This window comes from Pseudomonas sp. PSB11 (assembly GCF_014596605.1).
Classification (GTDB): domain Bacteria; phylum Pseudomonadota; class Gammaproteobacteria; order Pseudomonadales; family Pseudomonadaceae; genus Aquipseudomonas; species Aquipseudomonas umsongensis.
Map to the genome: position 1 here is coordinate 168,390 of NZ_NOIO01000004.1, position 22,388 is coordinate 190,777.

Consider the following 22,388-nt stretch of genomic DNA (forward strand, 5'->3'; position numbering starts at 1 on the left):
GACGGTGAACTCTCTCTAAGATGGTTTGGTGCGATGATTTAAGGCGCCCCAGCGACCGTTGATTGCATCCAATGTGCTCATTAGCTTTTCTGTTCGAGCTGGCTGTTCCTGTGCGAATAGATCCTGTGTGTACTCATCACGCTTACACAGGTCTAGCAGCAACACTTGGGCTTTGGCATAGCTGAAACCCTCTCGTTACAGCCTTTTGATTCCCTCCTGTGCCGCTGCAATGATCAAACGCGTGTCATCGGTCGGGTAGGGCAGTTGGCAAAGCAGGCCGTTGGCGTACTTACCATCATTGAATTCGCTCGGTCGCAATCAGGCGAGCATTCGGGGCTTGGATCACGATCCCTCCAGTCGTAATAGCCACTGGCAGAAATCTTCAAGCAGAGGCACATAAGGTCGTAAGAACTGCGTAGCTGGTGACCCCGTCTTCCGTGCCATGAAAGTTGACCTGACCAACCGCTATCCGTCAGTCGGTGAGGCGAAGCAACTTCCTTTATGGCATGGTGCCACAGTCCCTTATTACGGAACGTGTAGTACCCGCATTGATTTCGTAGGGCGAGCAGCAGTGCCGCGTGATGAAGTGAAAGGCTTGGTCGCTTGCCCGACCTTCTACACGTAGGATCGCTATGGCATGTCCATGTCCTGTCAGCAACAGCAACAGCAACAGCAACAGCAATTGCTTATGGCTTGGGATCGACAGTATCCTTCCACCTGCAGCAACTGACCCACATCATGATTCTCGCCCTGGTCGCTCTCAGCCTCGACCTGTTGGTGGGCGTGACCGGCATGGTCAGCCTGGCCCAGGCGGCCTTCTTCGGCATCGCCGGCTACAGCCTGGTGTTGTTCGCCCCGGAGTTCGAGGCGGTGAACTTCTGGCTGGCGCTGCTGCTGTGCCTGGGCGTCAGCGCCGCAGCTGCGCTGCTGATGGGCCTGCTGATCATCCGCACCTCGGGCATCTTCTTCATCATGGCGACCATCGCCTTCTCGCAGATGCTCTATTACCTGTTCCACGACTCGGCCTTCGCCGGCGGCTCGGACGGCATCTACCTGTTCCTCAAGCCCGAGGTGGCCATCGCCGGGGTGCATCTGCTCGACCTGGAGAACCCGCGCAGCCTGTTCTACCTGGTGCTCGGCTCCCTGGTGCTGGTCTATCTGCTGCTGCGCACCTTCCTGCGCGCGCCGTTCGGCCGGGTGCTGCTGGGCATCAAGCACAACGAGGAACGGGTCCGTTCCATGGGCTACAACCCGCTGTTCTACAAGCTGGCGGCCTTCGTCATTGCCGGCACCATCGCCGGCTACGCCGGCATGCTCTCGGCCACCCAATACGGTTTCGTCAGCCCCGACCAGGTCGGCTGGCAGCTCTCGGCCCACGCCCTGGTGATGGTCATCCTCGGTGGCATGGGCAGCCTGTTCGGCGCCATCTTCGGCGCCTTCGCCTTCGAGGGCCTGCACCATCTGTTCGCCGGCCTGACCCCGCACTGGGAGCTGCCCATGGGGCTGGTGGTCATCGCCATGGTTCTGTTGCTGCCGCGCGGTCTCGCCGGGTTGCTGCTGCAGCTCTGCGACCGGCGCACAGCCACGGCCTGCGACGCAAGTACGGTATCCACCCCCGACGCGATGAAGAAGGAGGCCGGCGTATGACCGCCCATGTTCTAGAAACCCGCGGACTGAGCAAGGCCTTCGGCGGCCTGCGTGCGGTCAACGACATTTCCCTGAGCGTGGCGCCCTGCGAGGTACACGCGATCATCGGCCCCAACGGCGCCGGCAAGAGCACCATGGTCAATCTGCTGTCCGGCCATCTTCAGCCCAGCGCCGGGCAGATCCTCTTTCACGGCCGCGACATCACCGGCTTGGCGCCCAACCGGGTGTCGCACCTGGGCATCGGCCGCAGCTTCCAGCGCACCAACATCTTTCCCAGCTTCACCTGCCTGGAAAACTGCTGGCTGGCGGCGCAGTCGCGGCTGAAGAACTCCTTTCGTTTCTTCCGCCGCTGCGAGGCCTATGTCGAGGTACGCGAGCGCGCCGAACGGGCGCTGGAGCTTTGCGGCCTGGCCGCCCACCGCGACACCCTGGCCGATGCCCTGAGTTATGGCGAGCAACGCCAACTGGAGATCGGCATGGTACTGGCCACCGAGCCGAGCTTCCTGCTGCTCGACGAACCCATGGCCGGCATGGGCAAGGACGAATCGGCGCGGGTGGTCGAACTGCTCGCCAGACTGTCGCAGCAGTACGCCATGGTCCTGGTCGAGCACGACATGGATGCGGTGTTCAGCATCGCCCACCGTCTCACCGTGATGGTCAACGGCGAGCTGCTGGCCAGTGGCCCGCTGGACCAGGTGCGCAACGATCCGGCGGTACAGCAGGCCTATCTGGGCGACGGCGAGGAGCAATTCTGATGAGCGCACAAGCCCTGGTGCAGGCCACCGGCCTGCACACCTATTACGGCAACAGTCATGTGCTGCATGGCGTCGACCTGCAGATCCAGCCGGGCGAGACCCTGGCGCTGATGGGCCGCAACGGCATGGGCAAGAGCACCACCATTCGCTCGTTGCTCGGCCTGACGCCGGCGCGCCGCGGCGAGGTGCTGATCCGCGGCGAGCGCTGCAGCGGCCGCGCCACCCACCAGATCATCCGCCGCGGTATCGGCTATGTGCCAGAGGGCCGCGGCATGTTCCCCAACCTGAGCGTGCGCGAGAGCCTGATCATGGCCGCCCGCCCGGGCCTGGACGGGCGCCGCGACTGGAACCTGGAGCGGGTGCTGGCGACCTTCCCGCGCCTGGCCGAGCGCTTCTCCCACCTGAGCGGCAACCTTTCCGGCGGCGAGCAGCAGATGGTCGCCATCGGCCGCGCGTTGCTGACCAACCCCGAACTGATGATCCTCGACGAGGCCACCGAGGGCCTGGCGCCCTTGATCCGCAAGGAGATCTGGGACGTGATCCGCCTGATCAAGGCCAGCGGTATCGCCACTCTGGTGGTGGACAAGAACGTCAACGTGCTGCTCGACCTGACCGACCGCAGCATGATCATGGTCAAGGGACGGGTGGTGTTCGACGGGCCCAGCGTCGAGCTGAAGTGCCAGCCGCAGATCCTCCAGGAACATATTGGCCTGTGACGCCGGGGAGACTGACGATGAACGAGAAGACCGACGCCCCTGCCCGAAACTGGCAGAAGCCGCTGGCGGCGTTGCTGCAAGCGACGGCGGCGCTGGCCGCAGCCGGCCTGCTGCTGTTGGACAGCGGCCTGCACGGCCCACTGGCGGCCCTGGCGCTGGCCGGCGTCGCCCTGGCCGGCCTGCTCTACCACAGGTTGCCGCCGATCCTGGTCGAGTTGCCGCCACCAGCGCCAGCGCCAGCGCCGCCACCGGCGCCTGAGCCTGAACCGCCGGTGCTGCTGGCGGCGCCTGCTCCCGAGCCGCCTTCCGACCCTGGCCTGCCGCTACGCGCACCCCTGGCGAAGTTGCTCGAGAGCATCCTGCGCACCGAGCAGGACATGCTCTTCGCCACTGAACTGGCGCGCGCGGGCGGAGAAAAGGTGCAGTTCAGCGCCGCCAGCATCCAGGCCTGCGAGGCGGCGATCCGCGAGCTGGCCGGCTACATGGGCACCATCGATCAGGTATTCGACGAACTGTCGCAACAGTCGATGCGCATCGGCGCCATCGTCGGCAGCATCCAGGACATCGCCAAGCAGACCAACCTGCTGGCGCTCAACGCGGCCATCGAGGCGGCCCGCGCCGGTGAGCATGGCCGCGGCTTCGCCGTAGTCGCCGACGAAGTGCGTCACCTGGCCCAGCGCGCCAACGAGTCCAGCGGCGAGATCCAGCAGATCGCCGGCAGCCTGCAGAAGTCGGCGCAGGAGGCGCGGACGGGAGTCGAACACATCGGCCAGTCCACCAGCACCGGCCTGGAGAAGTCCGCCGCGGCCCTGGGCGCCATGGCAGAGATGCGTGCCGGCGCCGCGGTGCGGCTGGAGACGGTCGAGCGCATCGTTCGGCGCCTGAATGAGCAGCGCACCTTGACCCAGGACATGGTCGAGCTGCTGGGTTAGCGGGCTATCGCTGAAGTGGGCACCTTGCGACCCCATCGTTGTGACGCAGTCTTCGTCAGCCGATTCGACTGGCTGTGGAATCACGATCTGCAGCAAGACCTGAACTTGGCCTACAGCCGTTTAGGCTGGAAAGCGGCCCTGGCCGCATGACTCCGCCATTGCCGTGGACGTGATGCCTTCTCGCCTGGAGTTGGCTCGCAGGGTGGGCACAACGCCCATCTTCAATAGCCGGGTAGCAGATCCGGCTACGCGTAGTCGCGCAATCACTGACGCAGCTGCGCAGCGCAGTCCCATTCTGCGTATGCCCGGAGCTGCCGACTGAATGCGGTCGCGTCACACAATTTTCCTACTGTCTAAAAGGTCTAGAAATGAGTGCACAACTGGTAATCGACAATATCAAGCTGGACGCTACCGGAGGCAAGACGATCCAACGGCTTGACCCTGTGTCCGCCAAACTGGTCAGCACTGCGGCTGCCTGCACCCTGGAAGACGCAAAACGGCTCGCGGCCTCATCCGAGCGAGCATTCCGCAAATGGTCCAAGACCGGACCGACCGAGCGGCGTCGTCTCCTGCTCGCAGCAGCGGATGTCCTCGAGGCCAAGATGTCGGAATTCTGCCGGATCATGGCTGAGGAAATTGGCGCATCGCAGCTCTGGGCGCAGTTCAACGTAGGTGCATCGGCGAATCTGCTGCGCGAGGCTGCAGCGCTCACTACTCAAATCAAGGGTGAGACGATTCCAACCGATAAGCTTGGCGCTTTCTCGTTGACGCTTCGCCAGCCGGTGGGCACCGTGCTGAGCATTGTGCCGTGGAATGGGCCGGTGATCCTGGGGGCTCGCGCTATCGCGTATCCGCTGGCGTGCGGCAATACCGTGATCTTCAAAGGCTCGGAAAACAGTCCTCGCACTCATGCCCTTGTGGCCGATGCCTTCATTGAGGCAGGCCTGCCGGCGGGTGTGCTCAATTTCCTGATTACCGCGCCCGAAGACGCATCGGCTGTCACCGAAGCGTTGGTGGCCCACGATACCGTGCGCCGGGTCAACTTCACGGGCTCCACCAAGGTCGGCCGCATGATCGCCGAAACCTGTGCGTCCCATCTCAAGCGCTGTTTGTTGGAGTTGGGTGGCAAGGCTCCTTTCGTAGTGCTGGAGGATGCCGATATCGACGGCGCAGTGAATGCCGCAGTATTCGGCTCGTTCCTGTATCAAGGGCAAATCTGCATGTCGACCGAGCGTTTCGTGGTCGATCAGCGTGTTGCCGACGAATTCGTGAGTAAGTTTTCCGAGCGAATCGGCAAACTGGAGCTTGGCGACCCCACCGCATCTCCGACCTGCGTAGTCGGACCGGTCATCGCCCAGGGCTCGGTAAAGCGGATCAACCATCTGATCGAAGATGCGCTCGGCAAAGGGGCTGTCATCGCCGCGGGCGGTATCGCCGACAGTGCCTTGATGCAGCCCACGCTAGTCGACCGCGTGACCAAGGACATGGAAATCTACGACGAGGAAACCTTTGGTCCTATTACCACGATCGTTCGTGTCGACGGGGCAGAGGAGGCGTTGGAAGTGGCCAATGACACGGCTTATGGCCTCTCATCTGCAATTTTCAGCGCCAATGTCTCCAAAGCGCTTGAGCTGGCAAGTCGGTTGGATGCAGGTTGTGTCCACATCAACGGCGCCACCGTACAAAACGAAGCGCAGGCCCCCTATGGTGGTATGAAGCAGAGTGGATACGGCCGTTTCGATGGAAGCGCTGTGATTGACGAGTTCACAGAAATCAAGTGGGTCACTGTTGAGCCATCTGATCAGCCTTATCCCTTCTGATGTTTCGGGGCCGGCGGAGCAAGTGGATTCGCCGGTTCACGCGCGTTCGCATCATTTCTCCCAGATGATCGTAAAACGCTCGGATCCACGGCCAAGCGCGTCTTGCCGCGAAAGTGTTGCACGCGTGATAACAAATTGTAGCGGTGCGCGGTCGCCGGCTTTGTGTACGAGCAGGAAAAACGCGCGCTGATCTGACAATCGCCGTGGCCGCAGCTGTTGGCTTCAATGGCTGCTGTGGCGAGTAGTGACAAAGCGGTTGAGCAAGCGGTGCACCATGAACACGACGAACAGGGTCAACAGCACCGAGACACACACCGAACTCAGCCGGTAGAGGGTCGCAAATATGATGTCGTGGCTGGGCGTAAGCGACTGGCCGAACAGGATGGCCAGGGTGGTCAAAGCGCCGAAGCCGACGCCGGGCACCCCCTTTTCCAGCATGTGCCAGCGCGCGCAGACCATGGCGGCGATCCATAGCAGCAGGGCGACCAGCGGCAGTAGGTCGTGGTGATCATAGAGCAGCAGCATGATCAGCAGGGCAATCACGCAGCCGAGCAGGGTGCCATGCGCACGGGTACGGCCGGCGAAGCGTGAGCCGTTCCAGTGCATGGGAAACAACAGCAGGATGCTGGCGACCTGAGCCGACAGCGAGTCCTGCAGATCCAGGCACTGGAATACGCTGAACGACAGCGTCGCCACCGTTGCCCCGAGCAGTGCCTCGTGGCGCCGACTGGCGCGGTCTTTGGGCGGCGGCGTGCGTGCGGGGCGCGGCTCGCAGTCGGGAAACAGGTAGAACATCAGCACGGCGATCGCTGCGGCCAGCACGATGGCCAGGCCATTGCTCCCAAGCATGGCGATGACGTCGGTGTGCGGGTAGCTGGCGAAGTTCAGCTGGATCGACAGAAATACTGCGCCGAGGGCGCCGAACAGGAAGTTCGGGCCGCTGGCCATCAGCGCGAAACGGTAGAGAAACAGCAAGAACACCAGCGGAATCATCAGCAGCGGTCGGCCGCCGAACAGACCGTAGAGCAACGCGACCTCCAGGCTGACGACCAGTCCCTGGGTGAAGAACTGGCGCATCAGGTGGGCAGTCAGGCGCGGCACCAGGCCGAGCAGTAGCATCGGATAGACGCAGAAGAAGGCACCGTACTGCAGGTCGAACAGCTTGCACAGGACAAAGGCCAGACTGCCGCCAGTGGCGATGCGCAGACACTGGCGCAGGTCGTTCTTGCCCAGTGACAAACGGGGCGCTGTGGCCCTTTCGGCAAGTGTGTGTGCCGCCGCGGAGGGTTCAGTAGACATAGTGCAACCAACTGATCAGGCGGATCTGCAGCGTAGCGGCGAGGTTCACCAGCGGGTTGTCGAAGGGCTTCAGCTGAACCGTGGCCTTAGCCCCGGTGGGCAGCAGGAACGGCAGCTCTTCATCGAGTGCCAGGTGCACGCGTTGTCGTTGCGCGTCGCGAACCCAGCGCTCGGATTGCGCGGGCGTTGCCAGCTCGCCGTTGGCATCGATCTGGCCTTCCCGGACTCCGGCGTCGAAATGACTGACCCGGGCGCTGAACAGCTCGCCTGGACGGGCGTCGAATACGACCACGGCTGGGGTGTCGACGCCGATGTAGCGCAGGGACTTCTCGCGGAAGTCGGCGATGATGTCCAGGCGGTCCTCGACCAGAGCGGCCACCGGCGTTCCTGCCGCGACGAAGGTGCCGGGGGTGAGCTGCAGGTTGCTGAGCACGCCGCCACGTTCGGCGCGAACCTCGCTGTAGTCCCGCTGCAGGTGCGCCCGGAGCAGTGCATTGCGGGCTTGGCGTAGCCGTAGATTGGCACCGTCGGCGCCGCCGCGACGGGCCTGCAGTTCACGGACTCTGGCCTGCGCCGTACGCAGTTGGGCCTGGGCCATCAGATGCTGCGCTTCGGCCGCATCGTAGGCCTGGCGCGAGACATGCTGGCGTTCGAGCAGGCGCGACAGGCGTAGGGCCTGAGCGCCCGACTCGTTCGACTTGGCTTGGGCCGCGCTGACCTCGGCACGGGCGGCGGCCAGCAGGGCATCGAGTTCAGTGTTGTCCTGGTGTGCCTGTTCGAGCGCCAACTCGGCCCGCTGCACCTCCAGCTCGAATGGCTGCGGATCGAGGCGAAACAGTAACTGGCCAGGTTGTACGTACTGGTTATTGCTCACCGCCAGCTCACTGACCTGGCCTGCGACCCGCGGCGCGACCTTCAGTACCGGTCGGGTCAACTGCGCCTGTGGTGTCAACGGCATGCTCAGGTCGGCGGTTAGGAAGTAGATGAAGCAACAGGCTAGGGCCGAGATAGCGATTTGAACCCAGCGGGCAAATCGTTGATCGGGAGTCATGAATACCTCGGTTAAGCAAAGCGTCGGGGGACGGGCGCACGCTGGAAAGTCCGGGCCGGCCCGCGAAGGCGGCAGTATATTTCCCATGCTTTCATGCAAAAATAGCCGTCTTATGCAAAGAACACTTACTAAATAGGTAACAGTCAGATGGATGTTTTTCAGGCAATGCGGGTGTTTACTCGCGTGGTGGACGCGGGCACCTTCACGGCTGCTGCACAGACGCTGGGCTTGTCCACCGCGCAGGTGTCGCGGCAGGTGTCCGAACTCGAAAGTCATCTGCAGGCACGCCTACTGCAACGTACCACCCGCCGGCTGGGGCTGACCGAGGTAGGCAGCCGTTACCTGGAGCGCTGTCGGCATATTCTCAGCGAGCTGGAAGACGCTGGCGCCGAGGCCGGTGGTGCCTACCTGATGCCCAGGGGGCGCCTGCGGGTGCACGCGATCACCGGTTTGGGCACCCATCTACTTGCACCCTTGGCCGCCCGCTATAGCGAGCTCTACCCGGAAGTGAACCTTGAGCTGACGCTCTCCCAGCGCCACCCTGACCTGCTCGAGGAGGGGCAGGATGTGGTCATTACTCTGGCCCGGGAGTTGCCCGACTCCGAACTGGTCGCTCAACTGCTCGGCACTACCTACAGCGTGGTCTGTGCGGCGCCGAGCTACCTGGGGCAGCACGGTATTCCGATGACTCTCGACGAGCTGAGCCAGCATCGCTGCCTGCGCCTGCTCGACCCGGTTTTTGGCGACAGCTGGACCTTTACCGACAACGGCGTCGAGCGGGCGATCCGTCTGGGAGAAACATTTCAGGTCAACGTCGCCGAGGCGATGGCCCAGGCGGCAGGAGAGGGTATGGGTATTTGCGTACTGCCGGACCTGATAGCGGCCAAGGCCTTCGCACAGGGCCGACTGGTACGCCTGCTGGCCGAACATCGCCTGCACGAGCGGGGTATCTATGCGCTGTACCCGTCGCGGCGCTTTCTCGATGCCAAGGTGAGAACCTGGGTGGAGTTCCTCAAGGAGCAATTACCCCTGGTATTCCGCGGTAATCGAACCCTGGTGGAAAACCCCACCTATTGGGCGTGACCCTGGGAGCAAACCGGTGTGGCCAGGGTTGATGCCCTGTCGCTTAGCGCTCTTCGATTATTACGCTAAAGGCAAAACTACCTTGCCTGGAGTTCGCTGTTTCTTGCCGGAACCACTCCTTAAGCTGATGCTCATCGAGTCATTACGAGGTGCAGCATGAAAGCAAGATACTGGATGATCGGCGTGACACTTGTCGCTCAGTGGGCAGTCGCCGACGATGCGCAGCCATACCATTATGGCCAGGCCATGGATGTCGCCAGGGTCATTTCGATCGAGATGCCTCAGGGCTGTGAGGTGGGCGAGGCGACCATGGTCTATGAGGATTCACACGGCGAGATCCATACCCTGGTGTATCTGCGCCAGGGCGAGAGCTGCGTGTATTGAGTCCGTCGCAGGACTCGGCAGTCAGCCCGATCCCTCATGGCAGGCAATGGGCTGTCAGGCACTTCGGGCGCCGTCAGTCCGCAAATAGCTCGAACATCAGTTGCCTGAGCCAGCGGTTGGCGGAGTCTCGGTGATACTTGGCGTGCCAGAACAGGTTGATATCGATTTCCGGTAGCTGCACGGGGTGGGGCAGGGCCACCAAACCGAAGGGCTGGACGCAGCACTCGGCAAAGCGCTCGGGTACCGTGGCCAGCAGATCGGTGCGCTGGAGAATATGGCCCACAGCGACGAAGTGCGGCACTTCGAGACGGATGTCCCGCTCTATCCCCAGACGCGCCATGTGTGCGTCCACTTCGCCGTGGCCGGTGGTGGCGGCGATGACCCGCACATGACCGTGAGCGCAGAAGCGCTCCAGCGTGAGCGGCTCGCTGGTGACGGGGTGGTCCTTGCGACACATGCATACGTAACGATGATGGAACAGACGGCGAGTGAAGAAGCCTGCCTGCAGGTGTGGCAGCAGGCCTACGGCGAGGTCGACGGTGCCGCTCTGCAGCGCCTCGATCAGGGATACGGAGGTGTTGCGCACGGTACTGATGCGGCAGCCTGGTGCCAGGCGGGAGAGGGCATCCATCAGGCGCGGGGTGAAGTAGATTTCACCGATATCGGTCATCGCGATGGTGAAGGTGCGTTCGCTGGTTAGCGGGTCGAAACTGTCTTGGCGACTCAGCGCCTCGCGCAGGGTATGGATGGCCAGCGACACTGGCTCAGCAAGTTGCTGGGCGTAGGGGGTAGGCTCCATACCCTGATAGGTACGCACGAACAGGTCGTCCTGCAGGGCTGTACGCAGGCGCCTGAGGGCGTTGCTCACGGTGGGCTGGGTCAGACCCAGGCTTTCCGCGGCGGTGGAGACGCGGCGGTCGATCAGCAACTGGTTGAACACCACTAGCAGGTTCAGATCCAGGTCGCGCAGGTCCATGGTCTGCCTCATAGGTTGGTAGGAATATTCAGGTTTGAAATAGTTTGTATGCAGGCTGCGGTATTTATCAATATTTCTCGTGCGCCCATGATGACTTCACTCCAACAACAACATCATGGGTACAAACATGATCACCAAGCCTGCCCTGCGTATCGGCATCATCGGCGGCGGTATTTCCGGCGTCGCCCTGGCACTGGATCTGTGCCGCCATTCCCATCTCGACGTCCAGCTCTTCGAATCCGCACCGGCCTTCGGTGAGGTGGGAGCGGGCGTTTCCTTCGGTGCTAACGCGGTGCGAGCCATTGCCGGTCTCGGCATTGCAGAGCCTTACGCCCAGGTTGCCGATCGCACCCCCGAGCCCTGGCAGGACGTGTGGTTCGAATGGCGCCGCAGCGTCGACGCCGGTTACATTGGCGCGAGCGTGGCTCCTGGCGTGGGGCAGTCTTCGGTGCACCGGGCGGATTTCCTCGACGTGCTCGCCAGCCGACTGCCGGAGGGCATTGCCCGATTCAATAAGCGCGCCGTGGGCGTGGAGCAGCACGGCGATGAGGCCTGTGTGCGCTTTACCGACGGTAGTGAATATCGCGGTGACTTGCTGATCGCCGCCGATGGCATCAAATCGGCTATTCGTGGCCATGTCCTCGAGGGTATCGGGGCCCCGCCCGCCGTGCCGCGCTTCAGTGGTACCTGCGCCTACCGTGGCATGATCGATAGCCTGCACCTGCGCGAGGCCTACCGTGCCGCTGGCGTTGACGAGCACTTGGTGGACGTGCCGCAGATGTACCTGGGCCTGGATGGCCACATCCTTACCTTTCCGGTTAAGCGGGGGCGCATCATCAACGTGGTGGCCTTCGTATCTGACCGCAGTCAGCCCGCGCCCACCTGGCCCGAGAATTCGCCCTGGGTTCGTCAGGCCAGCCAGCGTGAGATGCTCGACGCCTTCGTCGGCTGGGGCGATGCTGCGCGAATCCTGCTGGAGTGCATTCCCTCGCCAACCTACTGGGCTCTGCACGACCTCGCCGAGCTACCTGGTTATGTCCACGGCCGTGTGGCGCTGATCGGCGATGCCGCCCACGCGATGCTGCCGCACCAGGGCGCCGGGGCAGGGCAGGGGCTCGAGGACGCCTACTTCCTCGCCCGCCTGCTGGGAGATGTTCAGGTGAGTCGCGGCAACCTCGATGAGTTGCTGGCTGCCTACGACGCCTTGCGCCGCCCGCGTGCCTGCCGCGTGCAGCGTACCTCCTGGGAAGCCGGTGAACTTTACGAACTGCGTGACCCGGCAGTGGGTGATGACAAACAGGCGCTGGGAGCTACCTTGGCTAGCCGCTTCGACTGGTTGTGGAACCACGACCTCGACGCTGACGTGCGAGATGCCCGCGCTCGACTAGGTTGGACAGCCCTGAGCCACTGCGCCTAGTTGCGCGTCGTTCTACCGGAATCGGCCTCGATGCCGGTTCCGGCTCTATAACAATGACAAGAAGAGCTATGCCATGCGTGATATCGACGTTTCCGCCCTGCTTGACGGGGCCCGCTTCAATACCTTTCACGGGCGCGTGCTGTTCTGGTGCGCGCTGATCATTATCTTCGATGGCTATGATCTGGTTATCTACGGCGTGGTGCTGCCGTCGCTGATGCAAGCCTGGAACCTCTCTGCGCTGCAGGCCGGTCTGCTAGGCAGCTGCGCATTGGTGGGCATGATGCTCGGTGCACTGTTCTTCGGCCCACTGTCGGACCGGATCGGGCGCCGCAAGACCATCATGACCTGTGTGGTCCTGTTCAGCGGTTTTACCGTGATCAACGGATTCGCGCGCACTCCCGAGGAGTTTGCCATTTGCCGCTTTTTCGCCGGGCTTGGTATCGGTGGGGTGATGCCCAATGTGGTGGCGCTGATGAACGAGTACGCGCCGAAGAAAATCCGCAGCACCCTGGTGGCGATCATGTTCAGCGGTTACTCGGTGGGGGGCATGCTCTCTGCGGGTCTGGGCATGGCGTTGATGCCCAGCTGGGGCTGGCAATCGGTGTTCTTCGTGGCGGTTGTACCGCTGCTGGTGCTGCCGTTGCTGGTGCGCCAGCTGCCGGAGTCGTTGAACTTCCTGCTGCGCCAGGGGGAGGTCGAACGCGCCAAAGAGCTGCTGGCCAGGGCAGAGCCCGACTACGTGCCCAAAATGCACGACCGGCTCAATCTGGCAAAGGGGCAGGCGGGCAAGGTGGCCATCTCCCAGTTGTTCCAGGATGGTCGCGCACTGAAAACGCTGATGCTCTGGGTGGCCTTCTTCTGCTGCCTGCTGATGGTCTACGCCCTGAGTTCCTGGCTGCCGAAGCTTATGAACGCTGCCGGCTACGGCCTCAACTCCAGCCTGGCGTTCCTGCTGGTGCTGAACTTCGGCGCCATCTTCGGGGCAATCGGCGGCGGCTGGCTGGGAGATCGCATAGGCCTGGGTCGGGTACTCCTGGCGTTCTTCGCCACCGGTGCGCTGTCGCTGAGTCTATTGGCGCTGAAGTCACCGCTGCCGGTGCTCTACCTGCTGATCGGCGTGGCCGGGGCCTGCACTATCGGTACGCAGATCCTCGCCAATGCCTGCGCCGTGCAATTTTACCCCGCGCATATCCGCTCCACTGGTCTGGGCTGGGCGATGGGAATTGGCCGTATTGGCGCCATCATCGGCCCGTTGCTGGGCGGAGCTTTGCACGCCGCGCAACTGCCGTTGCAGGCGAGCTTTCTGGCGTTCGCGCTGCCGGGGCTGGTGGGCGCCGCCGCCATTATGGGTTTTCTCTGGCACCGGCCGGGTCAGGTCTGCACGCTGATGGAGAAACCTCTGGAATCGACTGCCGGCTGATCCACTGCTATCAGGAACTGAGCACCGCACCCATGTCGGGTGTGGTGCTCTGGTTGACCGCTCGCAACCGGCATATGGAACCACCATGGTCTCGGCTGCTATAGATGCCGATCCGCTGTGCGTAGTCGGATCCTAGGCTAGGCGTTGGATCATGAGAAAGCCTTGAGACTCGAAGCGGCTGCCAACTCGATGGTTAGCAGGTGCTGAGGCGCCGGTCATCACATCCATACTTTTCAATGAACGTGACGGTTGCGCTGCACGTAGCCGTACTGACAGATCTTGAGCAGATTAGCCGGATCATAATCAGGACGCCCCGTACGATGAGACCGGGCCTTGTCGAACCCCAACGCCTGAAGATCGCAGCCTGCGAAATGGGTGGGTGAAGTCCTGCACGGGATTATCAAAGCACAGAGAGTCATCGCTGCCGGCCACCAGTTCTTCACTGCCGCGAACATCGAGAGGCTGGTACATCTCGGAGCCAAGTACAGCACGAAGGCTGCAATGATCGACGATCTTCGAGACGGTCGCTGAAGACCAGTAAGACCAAGACCTCAGCGATTTCGGACGCATCTCCCGTGATGACTTTTTCAATGACGACGGAAGCGCGACCTCCTGATTTCTTGCTGGCGCAGAAACGCGCCAGCAAGCAGATGGCATGTCCGCGAGTCGAGGTCGAGCATGCGCTGGTTGCATAACTCACCCATCACCTGAGCCAAGGAAAATTTTCTCGTTCTCAAGCTATGCGCGATGGCTAAACAAGTGTGTGTTTAATGGGCGTCTAACGTCTGATTGGAAGGCTTTTCACCGAGTGTGCCCGTTGTTCGTCCAGCGAGTTGTAGTACGTATTTTGGGTAGTGCTGAGACTATTGTGACGAAGGTCAGCCTGGAGGTCCTTCATCTCTCGATATGGTGCATCAAAGGTTGCGGAGGTGTGGCGTAACCAATGCAGTGAAGCTGAACGCAACTGGTCTATTTCGTCATCGCTCCAGCCTTCCTCAGCCATACGCCCCATAGCGCGATCAAATAGCCCTTGGAGCAGCAGGCGAATATGTCGATCAGATAGCCCACCACGCCCCTTCAGGGAACTGATCAACGGTGTTTTCTCGTGGGCAGATGGCTGGGGGGAGAGCTGTAAATGCTGGCGATAGCGTATCAGGTAGTTCTGGATGTATTCGTCGCGGATGCTGATCTTGGCGGCCTTGTTGCCTTTGCCCACCACATGAAACCACCAGTTGCCCATGCTATCGCGGCGGATGTCGCCCATGGTAGGCGTCCAGTTGTCACGCCCGACCAGATCGGAGACTCGCAGGTACATGGAGAACAGAGTCGCAACGATGAACAGAGTGCGTTCGTGTGTCGGGTCGGTCGCGGCCATCTGCTCGGCAGTCTCGATCACGTAGCTCCACTGCAGCGGAGTCAGGGAACGTGACGCCACATCCAAGGTGTTGCGTTGCTTGTAGATGGATTTCTGTTTTACCGCCCGGAAGGGGTTCACCTCGGTGAGACCCTCATCAATCGCGTGTTGGAAGAAGCTGCCGCAGACTGCGAATACCTGAGCCACCGATCCCTGGGACAAGCGGTAGGGACGGGAGGGAAGGGCGGCAACGGCCTCTTCGGCAATCTTGCGTTCGCGCTTGGCCACAGTGTGACTGAAAGGTCGCCATTGCAAATTGACGATGTAGGTGTCCGTGTCGAGCTTCTTGCGACCACCCACGCGCAGGAAGCGGGACTTTACGACCGGACCTATCCAGTCGGCGGGCGGGTTGAGGCAGAACTCCATGAAGGCCTCGGCGTCCCGGCGACGCAGTTCAACAAGGGGCTTGACAGCCACCAGTAGGGACCAGAGCAGCAGCCGCTCGACGTGGGTTCGATAGGAGTTGAACGTGGCTTCGTTGCCGGCGTAGGACTTCAGAAATCCCCGAACGGCGCGATAGCCCTCGACGGCCTGGAGCTCATCGGCACAACCATGGAGGAAGTCCCGAACCGCTGGAAGCTCGCCATTGAGGTGAAGAAAGTTGAGTTCGTGGAAGCGATCAAAGGTCTCGAAAAGCGGCTGGGGATGCTGCGACATGAAGTGGTTCAACCTGGGCGAATGCGTCTATATCGGTCTTTCAGCGTAGTATAGAGCAATATCCGGGTCTGGTGATTATCGGATATTGCTTAGATTTCTCCGATCAATCCTCGCTGTCCTTCTTAAAATCTGTAACCCCATGATCCTTACAAATAATACGTTTAATAACATGCAGTTACGATTGGAGTCGGATTTTTAAATGGGAGAAATGAGTCTGCCGGGCGTCCCGCCAGAGAAGCTTATAGGCCAGGAATTTAAGCTAGCGGGGAACGCTCTATCAACCATAATACCTTCCATAGGTATAAGCCAAGCTGAAAATGCCTAGATATTTCTGCAACTCGGCAGGGCGGAAGCTTTGCGCACGAATCTTTGCGCCGCTTTCTTTCAAAAAACGCATACTGCCACCAAGCAGGATATTCCAGTGCTCACCGCCTTTGTCTGTAGAAGTAATGCTTGCATGAGCTTTCATAAGCGCTTCTTTAACAATGCTTCGTATTTGTCGCACGGAAAGACCGGGGCGCCCGTGACTAGCCTCCAAGATAGGGATTTCTTCGTTCTGCTCTGGGAACGGGGGTAGTCCTCGGCTTTTTCGATAGCGTCTCAAGTAGGGCAGGAACTCTGGAGTGACTTCAACTTTCCTTAGCAGCCGACCTGGCGCCTCTAGTATCAACCACCATCTGGCATCGTCTAGAACAAAGCAATTCATGCATGGGCAGTAGTTATCAGCATTTGCAAGGTCTGCAGCATGCAAACACATAAGAGTCGTTGCTGCTATTATAAAAAGAGCACGCTCACCAGCAGGATCACCCAGCGCATGAAATTCTAGCGCTTGCAGAACCTGACCTAATTGCTCGGAAGTTAAATATCGTTCCACAGGGTAAGTAGCGCGCATTCCTCTTCCATAGAAAGTTCGTGATGATATAGCTGGATTTATCGCTATCACATCTTCCTCGCAGAGAAAACCATAAAATGAACTACAAACGCTACGAATGAAACGCAAGGTTTCCACTTTAGGGCTGCGCGCCCCTACATCTTTAGATGCTCGAATATTGAAAGGCCGCCATGATTCATTGAAAACCGAATTACCATCGACTTGAGCGAATCTAGCGGTTGTAGAAAATCCAACCCAATTTGAAGGTGGCATCTTGCAAAAAGTAATAAAATTCGTAAACGTCTCTTTATCTAGTGTCAGTACAGTTTTTTCGGCGACAATCCAGCTCCATAGGAGCAAACGTTCAACGAATGTTCGGTAATTATTAAAGGTTCCAAGCGGGTGACTATGATATGCAAGAAAGCGGATAGCGCATTTTAAGTCCGTTTCTACATCAAGATTAGCGGAGAGACTACTGAGGAAGGCTTCGATGCAGGGGTAGCGAGCGTAGTACAGCCCGAGATCGAGAGACATACTTTCGGGACCAGCAAGGACAGGCCGAGGGTCTATGACTTTTGACATTGACGATCCCATTGGTCTAAAAGGAAGTCACGAGTACTCTTGAAAAATAGCACAGTATTTAGTCTTCTTTTTAGGCTTTTTAAACAGGCAAAAGCCTCATCAGGATTCTCCTTTTTTAACCGTTAACGAGGGGGGGCAAGGGAAACCTTGACAGCGGAGAATGCTGCATCTCACTGATATCTTGGTATTTTTTTTAATCAGTCATTTTCTACTTTTTCATCAGGCGTCACATAATCAGCGCATGAACATATCTGACATAACATATGATTTAACATAATATACATTATGCGTACTGTTATATACGCACGTGTGAGCGTGTAGTGGTCAGATTTGAAGCCTGGCTCACAACCTCTTCGACTCCAGATCGGAATCCGATAGCTGCTCCTGCGACGGCATTGCGTAACACACGATGAACAGATCTTTGCAGCCCAGTTCGCGATACCAGTCCACCACGTCATCAATCAGCTCGTCCAGGATCCCGATCAAGATGTCGTCGGAACCTTTCGCGGCACTTTTCTCGTATCGATAACGCGCCTTGGTGAAAACGTCGCGATATTTCTCGATCCAATGCTCTCGACGATCAAGCCGAACTCGTTGCCGGATCGGTTCAGAGATCGCATAAAATAGCGTCAGCAGATCGTGCTTATTTGGGTATCTGCGGTTAGTCGGAACTCTCTCTGCTGTTTTCAAATACGCGTGTGCAGCCTCAAGCGCATCGTCGTCCAGTTTGTAGGTTTCATTGACCTGGCCAAGCTTGTCATCCGGCTTTGATATGAAGCTTTTCAGGAGGATTTCCCTGCCGATTGCAGCATTAATCTGGGCAATGTCCAGCATGTCATGACCACGCCTAAGTTTTATTGCAGCATTCAAATAACGGTAAGCGCTCTCAACCATCCATGGCGTCAGAATCTGCGGCATCAGGCTTACTCCCGATTGAAATTTTCAACCAGAGCTTAACTCGAACGGATCTCGTGCGTTTAATGTTGAGATGAACTCGCCCCTTCAGCTGCCCGCTCCGTTATGACCAAAAAGAATAACTAAACTAAATGTCTGTTTAGTTGAGTTACTAATAGCCGATTTAAGCATCAGTGATGTAAAACCGCCCTCCTCTAAGGCTAGACAATACGCTGGGAATATAAAACTGGATTCAGACACCGCTTTTAGCCTCTGAAAATCTCGAATGGTTCAATCCTCAATACCTTGCGGATGCCCAGGTAACTGGAAAACCCGGCGATGAGAAGGACCAGGCCAAAAGCCAAACCCAGATTCCAGAAGGTAATAATCGCCGCGTAATTGGGTAAATACGTCCGTACAAGGGCAATCATCAGGGTGACCAGGCCGATGCCCAATCCATAGCCGGTCATGGCCGTGAACAGCGCCATGAACAGGATCATGTACACCAGCTCTCGCCTTTTGGCACCGATTGCCCGAAGGGCAGCGAATTTGTCCAGGTTTTCCAGGATAAAACTGTAGAACGTTTGACCGGAAATCGATAAGCCGACCAGAAAGCTGATGGCCGTCATCATCAGGATGTTGGTGCCCACCCCGGTCTGATAAATGTAGTAATTGGCGATGCGCTGGTTGAATTCAGCCCGGGTCATCGCGATGTAGCCTAACTGCGCGACTTGTTGCTTGATGGCCGCCTCAGCCCGCTTGCTCCTGGGCTTGAGCAAAATGTAAGACACCGTGAAACGGGTGGTGGGTATGTATTCGATGGCGCGCCGGTAGGTGGTGTAGAGCGTCGGCACGCCAGTTAATCCGCCGACCAGAACCTTGGCAATGCCGACGATGGTGCCGCGGTGGTCATTGAGTTCAAAGGTGGTGCCGATGCGGGGGTTGCCCAACTTCGCAAACTCGGCATCGTGAACCATGATGAAGGCGTTTTCGGCGTAAATATCCTCGATGACCCCCTGCTCCAGCTCCGGGCGGCCGAGCAGGCTCGTATCGTCCAGCCCGATCACGCTGACCCCCTGGTAAGTGCCGTCGTTGAGCCGCACCTGTGCACTACCGATGAAAATCGGCACCGCGTATTCCACTTGCTTCATGCTGCGCACCGCATCGAGCAGGTAGTCAGGCAGTGGGGTGACGATGGTAGGTGTGTTCACCGCCGGATCGATGATCCACATCGGTGCCCCGATGTTGGTCACCGTTGAATAAGCACGGTTCAGGATACCGGCGAACATGGCAGTCATTTGCATCATCAGGAACACCGAAAAGGTGATGCCCACCAGCAGAGCGGAAAACTTGGCGCGATCATTGACCAGGAGCTTGTACCCGATGCGCAGCAGGCCGGCGTATTTCATGGCGCTGGCCTGCCGCCGCCCGCATCCGCGCGGTTCCACCAACCGCCGCCCAGGGCAATGAACAGGGCCACGGTGTCCTGATAACGCTGGGCCAGCGCCTGCAAATAGGCAATGTTGACCTGATGCAGCTGCACGTCGGCCACTAACAGATCCAGATAAGTCACCAGTCCCGAGCGATAGTTGGCCTGCAATAATCTCAAGGCCTCTTGCGCCGAGGCCTGCGCTTCAGCCTGCTTTTGCAGTGCCACTGCATCGAACTCCAGCGCTTTAAGCACATCGGCCACCTGCGCGAACGATTCCAGCACCACTTGCCGGTAATTGGCTGATGCTTGCTGGTAGGCGTCGATGGCGGCCTTGCGGCCAAACCACAGGCGACCGCCCTGGAACAATGGGATGTCGACCGCGTGACCGATGCTCCAGAGTCGTCCACCGTCGGCGAACAGCGAATGGGCGGAAGAGCCGGCCGTACCGTAGGTACCGGTGAGGCTGAAACTGGGGAACATCGCCGCCGTGGCCACCCCGATGGCAGCGCTCGCCTGGTGTAATTGCGCTTCGGCAGCCAGGATGTCCGGGCGCTGGCGAACCAGCATGGAAGGCAGGCTGACAGGCAAATCTTCGGGCAGCATGAGCTCCGACAATCGGATCTGCGGGAGTTCGACCTGGCTCGGTGCGACGCCTTCGAGCGTGGCCAGCAAATGCTCGGCCTGGCTAACTTTTTGTTTCAGGGCTGGCAATTGGGCCTGGTTGGCGGCAATCAGGCTTTTCAGGCTGAGAGTCGCCGAGTACGGCACCGTACCGCCACGCACTTGTGCTTCGGTGGAACGAAGCTGCTGAAGTTGCAGGTCGATGAGTTGCTCCGTGGCTTCAATCTGCGCGGCATAGGCGGCGCGGGCGATTGCGGCATTGACCACATTGGCTGTCAGGGTCAGGTAAGTCGCCTGCATCAACCAGGTCTGCTGATCGACCTGTGCTTGCAGCCCTTCGACGGTACGCCGCGCGCCGCCAAACAGGTCGAGGGTATAACTGATCGTGCCGCTCAATGTCAGCAGGTTAAAGATCGAATCGGTTGTCGTCAGCCCCTGCCGGACGGCACTGTTACGCTGGCGACTGGCCTCGAAGCGAGCATCCAGCCACGGGTAGAACACCCCATTGCCGGCCATGAGCAGGTGCTGGCTCTGCCGCAGACTGGCCTGCGCGGCTTGCAACGTCATGTTTTGGGCAATCGCCTGCTGCACAAGGGCATCCAGCGACGGGTTGCGAAAAAGTCGCCACCAGTACGCCGAGACATCGGCACCGGCACTGAAGCGTTGCGTCTGGCCCTGTGCCGCCACGGTATTTGGCAAGGCATCGCGCACATAGCCCTGTTGCGTGGGCGCTGAGGGGCGGGAAAAATCCGGCCCGACGGTGCAGGCACTGGTCAGCAATAACAGGCACAGGAGGCGTCCGCAGGCGGCCCATAGGCAACCGCGGCGTGGCCTGGTCATTGCTCTTTCTGACCTATGAAGACATCGACCAACTGCCCTGGATACACCATGGACAGGTCTTTTTTTTCAAAGCGAAAAACAACCGCCAGTACCCTCAGGTCGACTTTCTCCTGACGGTGATTGGACAGCTCTATTTTCGGCGTTACGTAGGGTTGCACCCGCACGAACTCGAGCGGCACGCGGATATCCGTGCCATGGACCAGCATCTGCGCCCGTATGCGCTCGGGCGGGGGTAAACGGGCAATCAGGATCTCGTCGACGTAACAGCGCACCGCCAGGTAATCCTGTTTGCCACTCATCACTATCAGCGGGCTGAACGCCTGGGTATACACGTTGTAGGCGCCCTGGGGAGAAACATAGCTGCCCACCGAACTGTTGACGGCCAGAACCACCCCGTCCGTGGGTGCCTTTATCACGTACTGCGCCAACGTCGCCGCCTGCGACTTTAACGCGGCTTGAGCCTGGGCCATCTGATTTTTCGCGGTGTCGAGGCTGTCTTTGCTGATGGACTTCGGATCAATGGCGTAGGACGCCAGCCGTTTGTTGTACTGGTCCCGAGCGGTGGTCAAATTGGCCTGCGCCAATTCGAAATTGGCCTTGGGGACAGCGTCGTCCAGGGTCGCCAACGGCATACCGCGGCTGACCGCTTGCCCCTCGTACACCATCAACTGAGTCACAGGCCCGGCCACCTGCGGGTAGATCACGATATTGTTACCACCGGGCTGCTCGCTTTCGATAATCCCGTTGGCATAAATGGCGGTGTCGTAGGTGCTACTCGCCGGCGCGAATGTTGGCGGCAGCGTGTGCGGTGTACGACCGAACAGGTATGCGGCAACCAAACCGCCCAGCACACCGAGCACCGCCAGCATGAACAGCAGCGGTTTTTTCACGGCGAAGTTCGCTTGGGCTCGGCGATGCGGCCATCTTCCATGCAGATGATGCGATCGGCGTATTCATTGATCCGCGTGTCATGCGTGACAATCAGAATGCATCGTTGCTGATTGAGGATATGAGCCTTGACGAAGGCAATGATCATCTTGCCGGTATCGCCATCAAGGGACGCGGTGGGCTCATCCAGAATCAGGATCGGCGGTTTGCCGACAATGGCACGCGCGATGGCAACTCGCTGTTGTTCACCGCCGGAAAGCTTGACCGGCAGGATATCCGCGCGATCCTTGAGGCCAACGATCTCAAGGCTCGCCCTCGCCTGTGCGATGGCATCGTTCCAGTCGTAATGCTGGAGAATCAACGGAATGGCGACATTCTCGGCAGCGGTCAACCGGGTGAACAGGTGATAATCCTGAAACACAAAGCCGATGTCGTTCAGGCGCAGTTGCGCCAACTGTTCGCTGTCCAGGCTCCAGATATCCTGGCCATTGATCGTCACCGTGCCGGCATCCGGGCGCAAGATTCCGCTAATCATGCTCAGCAGCGTGGTTTTGCCGCTGCCCGAAGGTCCGACGATAAACACCATCTCACCGTATTGAACAACCAGCGCCACATCATCGACGGCCTTCATGCGCGCACTCCCCTCGCCAAACCATTTACTCAGCCCGCGTGACACGATGGCTGGATGA

At 59.6% G+C, this 22,388-nt stretch carries 18 protein-coding genes and 2 pseudogenes; 10 read left to right on the top strand and 10 right to left on the bottom strand.

Annotated elements, in window-relative coordinates; all coding sequences use genetic code 11:
• Positions 1-400 precede the first annotated feature (400 nt).
• The 6 genes and pseudogenes from CGA21_RS29905 to CGA21_RS07505 all read left to right on the top strand — a co-directional run.
• A pseudogene (locus CGA21_RS29905) lies at positions 401-712 on the top strand (endonuclease); the annotation flags it as partial.
• Complete coding sequence (locus CGA21_RS07485) at positions 694-1,647, top strand: branched-chain amino acid ABC transporter permease (RefSeq protein WP_024075422.1); 954 nt, start codon at positions 694-696, stop codon at positions 1,645-1,647. The pseudogene CGA21_RS29905 and the gene CGA21_RS07485, both read left to right, overlap by 19 nt.
• On the top strand, positions 1,644-2,402 hold the full coding sequence (locus CGA21_RS07490; RefSeq protein ID WP_023048108.1) for an ABC transporter ATP-binding protein: 759 nt from the start codon (positions 1,644-1,646) through the stop codon (positions 2,400-2,402). Before CGA21_RS07485 ends, CGA21_RS07490 begins: the two co-directional genes overlap by 4 nt.
• Positions 2,402-3,118: an ABC transporter ATP-binding protein gene (locus CGA21_RS07495; RefSeq protein ID WP_024075421.1), complete on the top strand. Its 717-nt coding sequence runs from the start codon at positions 2,402-2,404 to the stop codon at positions 3,116-3,118. Before CGA21_RS07490 ends, CGA21_RS07495 begins: the two co-directional genes overlap by 1 nt.
• 539 nt (positions 3,119-3,657) lie before the next feature.
• Positions 3,658-4,050, top strand: a pseudogene (locus CGA21_RS30340) (methyl-accepting chemotaxis protein); the annotation flags it as partial.
• A gap of 368 nt (positions 4,051-4,418) precedes the next feature.
• Positions 4,419-5,870 carry an aldehyde dehydrogenase gene (locus CGA21_RS07505; protein WP_023630205.1) on the top strand — a complete coding sequence of 484 codons (1,452 nt, stop codon included), beginning with the start codon at positions 4,419-4,421 and terminating at the stop codon, positions 5,868-5,870.
• Positions 5,871-6,092: 222 nt separating this feature from the next.
• On the opposite strand, the gene CGA21_RS07510 is transcribed toward CGA21_RS07505, so the two are convergent.
• A complete protein-coding gene (locus tag CGA21_RS07510; RefSeq protein ID WP_078451698.1) occupies positions 6,093-7,169 on the bottom strand; it encodes a DUF2955 domain-containing protein in 1,077 nt (358 codons plus the stop codon).
• Positions 7,159-8,220 carry an HlyD family secretion protein gene (locus CGA21_RS07515; protein ID WP_023663266.1) on the bottom strand — a complete coding sequence of 354 codons (1,062 nt, stop codon included), beginning with the start codon at positions 8,218-8,220 and terminating at the stop codon, positions 7,159-7,161. The genes CGA21_RS07510 and CGA21_RS07515 overlap by 11 nt, the downstream gene beginning before the upstream one ends.
• Positions 8,221-8,367: 147 nt before the next feature.
• On the opposite strand from CGA21_RS07515, the gene CGA21_RS07520 reads away from it, so the two are divergent.
• Together CGA21_RS07520 and CGA21_RS07525 are read left to right on the top strand one after the other, a co-directional pair.
• Positions 8,368-9,303, top strand: a complete 936-nt coding sequence (locus CGA21_RS07520; RefSeq protein ID WP_023629250.1) for a LysR family transcriptional regulator — start codon at positions 8,368-8,370, stop codon at positions 9,301-9,303.
• Between the two features lie 156 nt (positions 9,304-9,459).
• Positions 9,460-9,687: a DUF2790 domain-containing protein gene (locus CGA21_RS07525; protein WP_023629249.1), complete on the top strand. Its 228-nt coding sequence runs from the start codon at positions 9,460-9,462 to the stop codon at positions 9,685-9,687.
• 73 nt (positions 9,688-9,760) lie between these two features.
• Here CGA21_RS07525 and CGA21_RS07530 read toward each other — a convergent pair whose 3' ends face one another.
• On the bottom strand, positions 9,761-10,663 hold the full coding sequence (locus tag CGA21_RS07530) for a LysR family transcriptional regulator (RefSeq protein ID WP_023629248.1): 903 nt from the start codon (positions 10,661-10,663) through the stop codon (positions 9,761-9,763).
• A gap of 127 nt (positions 10,664-10,790) precedes the next feature.
• On the opposite strand from CGA21_RS07530, the gene salA reads away from it, so the two are divergent.
• A complete protein-coding gene (gene salA, locus CGA21_RS07535; RefSeq protein WP_024075419.1) occupies positions 10,791-12,080 on the top strand; it encodes a salicylate 1-monooxygenase in 1,290 nt (429 codons plus the stop codon).
• A 73-nt stretch (positions 12,081-12,153) separates the two neighbouring features.
• Positions 12,154-13,500, top strand: a complete 1,347-nt coding sequence (locus tag CGA21_RS07540) for an MFS transporter (protein ID WP_023629719.1) — start codon at positions 12,154-12,156, stop codon at positions 13,498-13,500.
• 778 nt (positions 13,501-14,278) lie between these two features.
• Here the strand turns inward: CGA21_RS07540 and CGA21_RS07545 are convergent.
• The 7 genes from CGA21_RS07545 to CGA21_RS07575 form a co-directional block, all read right to left on the bottom strand.
• Entirely contained in the window at positions 14,279-15,571 is a 1,293-nt protein-coding gene (locus CGA21_RS07545) for a tyrosine-type recombinase/integrase (protein WP_028688854.1), read from the bottom strand.
• Between the two features lie 277 nt (positions 15,572-15,848).
• Positions 15,849-17,024, bottom strand: a complete 1,176-nt coding sequence (locus tag CGA21_RS07550) for an integrase (RefSeq protein ID WP_223194055.1) — start codon at positions 17,022-17,024, stop codon at positions 15,849-15,851.
• 342 nt (positions 17,025-17,366) lie between these two features.
• Positions 17,367-17,942 (bottom strand): hypothetical protein, encoded by a 576-nt coding sequence (locus CGA21_RS07555; RefSeq protein ID WP_188263872.1) that lies wholly within the window; start codon positions 17,940-17,942, stop codon positions 17,367-17,369.
• Positions 17,943-18,184: 242 nt separating this feature from the next.
• Complete coding sequence (locus CGA21_RS07560; RefSeq protein ID WP_110747104.1) at positions 18,185-19,327, bottom strand: ABC transporter permease; 1,143 nt, start codon at positions 19,325-19,327, stop codon at positions 18,185-18,187.
• Positions 19,324-20,811, bottom strand: coding sequence for an efflux transporter outer membrane subunit (locus CGA21_RS07565; protein ID WP_179055928.1), 1,488 nt, complete (start codon positions 20,809-20,811; stop codon positions 19,324-19,326). Before CGA21_RS07565 ends, CGA21_RS07560 begins: the two co-directional genes overlap by 4 nt.
• Positions 20,808-21,701: an efflux RND transporter periplasmic adaptor subunit gene (locus CGA21_RS07570; RefSeq protein ID WP_188263873.1), complete on the bottom strand. Its 894-nt coding sequence runs from the start codon at positions 21,699-21,701 to the stop codon at positions 20,808-20,810. Before CGA21_RS07570 ends, CGA21_RS07565 begins: the two co-directional genes overlap by 4 nt.
• Positions 21,698-22,330: an ABC transporter ATP-binding protein gene (locus tag CGA21_RS07575; RefSeq protein ID WP_223194056.1), complete on the bottom strand. Its 633-nt coding sequence runs from the start codon at positions 22,328-22,330 to the stop codon at positions 21,698-21,700. The genes CGA21_RS07570 and CGA21_RS07575 overlap by 4 nt, the downstream gene beginning before the upstream one ends.
• Positions 22,331-22,388: the final 58 nt, after the last annotated feature.